The organism is uncultured Shimia sp., assembly GCF_947498095.1.
Taxonomy (GTDB): Bacteria; Pseudomonadota; Alphaproteobacteria; order Rhodobacterales; family Rhodobacteraceae; genus Shimia.
This window is the reverse complement of record NZ_CANMJE010000032.1, coordinates 1-4482: the sequence shown is the minus strand read 5'-3', so window position 1 is coordinate 4482 and position 4482 is coordinate 1. Positions and strand designations below refer to the sequence as shown.

3 protein-coding genes, 1 tRNA gene and 1 pseudogene are annotated in these 4482 nt (G+C 50.8%); 4 read left to right on the top strand and 1 reads right to left on the bottom strand.

Going from position 1 to position 4482, the window contains the following annotated elements:
- The 4 genes and pseudogenes from Q0932_RS20395 to Q0932_RS20380 all read left to right on the top strand — a co-directional run.
- Window positions 1–570: IS6 family transposase (locus tag Q0932_RS20395; protein ID WP_299357087.1), on the top strand; the 570-nt coding region annotated here is incomplete at its 5' end.
- A 172-nt stretch (window positions 571–742) separates the two neighbouring features.
- Complete coding sequence (locus tag Q0932_RS20390) at window positions 743–1585, top strand: DsbA family protein (protein ID WP_299357085.1); 843 nt, start codon at window positions 743–745, stop codon at window positions 1583–1585.
- Between the two features lie 645 nt (window positions 1586–2230).
- Window positions 2231–3202 carry a Hint domain-containing protein gene (locus tag Q0932_RS20385; protein WP_299357083.1) on the top strand — a complete coding sequence of 324 codons (972 nt, stop codon included), beginning with the start codon at window positions 2231–2233 and terminating at the stop codon, window positions 3200–3202.
- Window positions 3203–3348: 146 nt separating this feature from the next.
- Window positions 3349–4062: pseudogene (locus tag Q0932_RS20380) on the top strand (DDE-type integrase/transposase/recombinase).
- Between the two features lie 345 nt (window positions 4063–4407).
- On the opposite strand, the gene Q0932_RS20375 reads toward Q0932_RS20380, so the two are convergent.
- Window positions 4408–4482: transfer RNA gene (locus Q0932_RS20375), tRNA-Glu, on the bottom strand.

The window sequence follows — 4482 nt, the reverse complement described above, 5'->3', positions numbered from 1 at the left end:
AAACTCTCATTCAACGAACCCCTGTGCCGGTTCATTGCCCGAAAGCTGCGTCTGAAGTGGTCCCCACAACAGATTGCCCACATGAAATCTAGCCACTGGCGTTGGCATCTGGACGAGGTTTTCGTGAAGATTAACGGTGAGAGGCACTACCTCTGGCGTGCTGTCGACCACGAAGGCGAGGTGCTTGAAAGCTATGTCACTAAGACGCGCGACAAGTATGCCGCGCTGAAACTCCTAAGAAAAGCAATGCGCAAACAAGGCCGACCGGAAGTGATCGTGACGGATAGGTTGAGGTCGTACGGGGCTGCGATGAAAGAAATCGGCAACGCCCACAAACAGAAAACTGGGCGTTGGTTGAACAATCGGGCTGAGAATTCGCACTTGTCATTTCGGCGAAGGGAACGCGCCATGTTGCGGTTCAGGCGCATGCGAAGTTTGCAGAAATTCACCGCTTTGCACGCCTCAGTCTACAACCTCTTCAATTTGGAGCGCAGCCTCTACTCTCGACCAAATTTCAAGCTGAACCGCGCCGCTGCACTTGCCGAGTGGCGTCTACTTTGTGTGGAATAGGGACAGAAGTACCGCCTCAACTGAGACTGGTTCGAATTAGTCTGCCAGCACCCTGAGAGGGCCTACCAACTCACTGACCTGACTGTGCTTTCTGAATGAAGCTTGGAACTGGCTGGCTCCCTGCATAATGCTATAAGTGAGATGATGAAGGTGACAAAAGGACAATGTCACCTTGCCAATTCAATTAGGCTGTACTTTCGTGTTTCCGAGACTAACTCTATTTGACAGGATAAACGTGGACCCTCAAAAGCGCAGTACCCTAAAAACCATCGGTGCAGTCGGTTTAGGCTATGCAGCGTTTCGCTACATCCCAAAAATTCTTCCAGAAAAGATAGATTTGGAACCCCTGAAACATCCGGCTGGCTTCAGGAAGTATGCAGCAGGCAAATCGTCATTTGGCAACCTCGACCTGTTTATTGGATTGCAAACCAACGGTGGAAAAGCACAGCGAGAGGCGGAAGAACAGGCGGATAGGCGTGTCGCAAAGGATATCTGCAATGTTCTGTTCGGGGGAGTAAAACTAGGCGCGGGGCAAGTCCCGATTGCGTCTTTCTCAGACTACTACTGTCCTCTTTGCCGCATTCAGACAAAAGAGCTGGCGGAGTTTGCCCAATTGAAAGGGGGCGCGATTGCAGTGGTCTGGCATGAACTGCCGATATTTGGTGAGCGCTCAATTCATGCTGCCAAAGCGGCGTTGGCTGCAAAGCGGCAGGGAGCATATGTGGAGTTCCACAATCGGTTGATGACCACGCCGTTCGTAGCTTCTGAGAAGTATCTGTCGGATCTATCGAGCGACTTGAATTTGAATGGAAATCAATTGCGAGCAGACATGAACAGCGCCTCGGTGCTTCGTGAGCTCGAGAACAGCGCAGCACTCTCGAGACACTTTGCACTTGTCGGAACGCCTGCAATGGTTATCGGGCGGACAGTAGTACAAGGGCGAATTAGCAAAAAAATGCTTCAAAAAATCGTAAGCCTCGAACGCAAAGAGGGATGGGCTGAAACATGTGGTTGAGTAACACGAAATTTTGGGGTGATGCTATGCAATGCTGCTCGGTTTGGCATCCGAGCCCCGGGCAGACGGTAGTAAATGCGTATAGTTGGAAGTGCTGAAGGCCGAGAAAATGAGGGTCGCGGGTGGTGCTAATGCGACCCTCAAATTCACTCACTTACACGCTCGCCTTAAGGAAGATTTTGCGAGCTTCTAAGCTTAGCGAGGAGATTTGGCGAAACGATGACAACACTAGGGCCCTTGTTGGCCGTGTCGTCGGCAAAACTTGAAGCATTCTCAAGAGTGTCGGCTTCCAAACAAAATAGGACGGGGCCGAAACCCCGCCCTTGGGGACAGTATATTTGCGGAGCCTTAAATGGGGCGATCCTGCAACTCTAATTATAGCAAGGGACGTCTCGGCGGTGTCAGGGGATATGCAAGCAAAGTTTCCCCTTACAACCCGACCAACTGCGGATAGAACGGCTTACAGTTGGCGTGACAGCACCGTCCTAGGTGGAACCGGCCCAAATCTACCTGTCTCCGACAATCGGGGTCTTAGGTCTGGGGCAATTTTCAATGGCATCGAGAAGCAGTTTTTTGCGTCGTGGGCTTGCTTAACGGGTTAAGTCACCTACATGGCTTTAGTGGTAATTCTTACCGGAGAAGCGCTTGCCTGACATTTCGTTAACCGTCCAAAATGTGAATGGGGATCCCGCATCGTCTGGCGGCAACGTCAATATAACTACCGGCACTACTGTTGGTGTTGTTTTTAACGAAGTCAGCGCTCTTCCCGAAATAACCGTCGAGCCCGGCGATACAGTAACAATAGATGGGATCGTTTACACTTACGAGTTTCTTGGAAGCGGAGACGTCGGAAATGATCCTGATCAGCCAGCCGCGTTTATTCGCCTTACCGGTTCCTCAGAGTCAAATGCCCCATTAACTGAAGGGACTACGTTCGCGATCGATTTGACAGGTCCGATTGACGATCCCGACTATCCAAACCTACCAAACGGGAACACCAAACTTACGGTCTCTGACTTAGAAATGCCTGGCGGTGGCAGCGGCAGTGGCGGCGGAGTACCTTTTCCATGTTTTACTCGGGGCACGTTGATAGCGACACCGGAGGGTGATTTGCCTATCGAGAGCTTACAGGTGGGTGATGCGGTCACGACAATGGATAACAGCTCTCAAATCATTCGCTGGATAGGACGCAGGCGCTTGTGGGCAAGCAAAACCTTGGCGCCCATTATTTTTCCCGCAGGAACTCTGGATAATACGTCACAACTGTCTGTGTCACCAAGCCACCGAATTCTCGTAACAGGGTGGCACGCGGAATTAGTGTCCGGAAACTTGGAAGTTTTAGTTGCTGCGAAACACTTCCAAAGGTTCGAGGGCGTGCATCAAGCGAAACCTGGAATTGTCGAGTATTTTCATATCTTACTTGATAGGCACGAAATCATTTTCGCAAATGGTCAAGCAGCCGAAAGCTTGCATTGCCATCAAGGCAGCCTGGCTCTCGTAGACAGCGAAAGCCGGGAAGAGATTTTGGAAATCTTTCCAGAACTAAGGCAACGCTCCTCACATACGCACTCTACTGTTCGCCCGTGTCTCCGCCAATTTGAGGCAGAGGCGTTGTGAAAGTGGTTTTGAGGGTCTTAATCTCCTCAGAAGGCTTATGGGTTCTGCGCTTCATTCTTTACATGCTCTCAACACCTACACAAAAGAGGATCGATGGCCCTATTAGAAGAAGCCAGCCTGGGACGGGCGGAGTGTCTAGTTAGTGTATTGCGACGAGAAAACGTTCCTCCTCTCGGGACTTCAACACCAGTCCGGAAGTCATTCGCCTGACGGTGATGATGTATTCCCGATTTCCGCTTTCGCTTCAAATATAACAGATCTTCTGCAAGGGCGTGCCATCGAAGTGAATCACGAAAACAACCGTTTCTAGTGGCATAGACTTGGCCCACTATTCGCGGCCGAGATACTTAGAAAACAGGCCTGCCAGATGCGATGTTGCTCGAGCTTGCACTTGCACATCAATGAGGTTTTCGTGAGGTTGATCGGCGAATGGCATTACCTTTTGGCGGGAGGTTGATCATGTGGGCGAAGTGTTGGAAGGCCTTGTTAAGAAATATCGAGACCGCACCGCAGCCCCTATTTCCTTAAGAAAGTGATGAATCGCTACGGTGCGCCAGAGGTCGTCGTTACTGACAAATCGTGTTCTTATGGCGTTGCGATGAAGATTACCGGGAACGGAACAACAACAAGAAACGGTCGCTGGAAAAACAATCGCGCTGAAAACCCGCTCCTATCCTTTCGTAGGCCAGAACGCGCGATGCACCGCTTTCGCCGAATTCGAAGTTTGTGGAAACTTCTTTTCCGTTCACGCTTCTGTATTTAACCACTTCAATCAAAGTCGCAGCCTTTCCCATAGAGATCAATTCAAGATGAACCCCACCGCGGTTCTCTCCGAGTGGCGCTGTCTATGTGCTGCATAAAGAGCAGCCTCACTGGCCTAGTGGAGACGAGTTCGAATTTGTCTGACACCACCGAGGTGAGTGCCAATAGGAGATTGACGCCACGAAAATCGCTTCGAAGAAGCGTGTGCAGCAAATTGAGGAAAACGCGTTTCTTGCGCCCGACATTTACCGAGACATCCTTGCTGGGAAGCAGCCGTTGGGTCGAAAGACGATCGGGATTGCCACTCATGCATTGCCCACTGAGTGGTCTGAGAAACGGAATCCGTTCGCCTAAATCTAAATTTCTTCCCCAAATTGGCAAGTCTTTGAATTGACCATACTATACGGGACAGCGAATGAAGACGATACTTTGGGAGTTGAGGGTGGCAGCCCGTAGGGGAATCGAACCCCTCTTTCCAGGTTGAAAACCTGGCGTCCTAACCGATAGACGAACGGGCC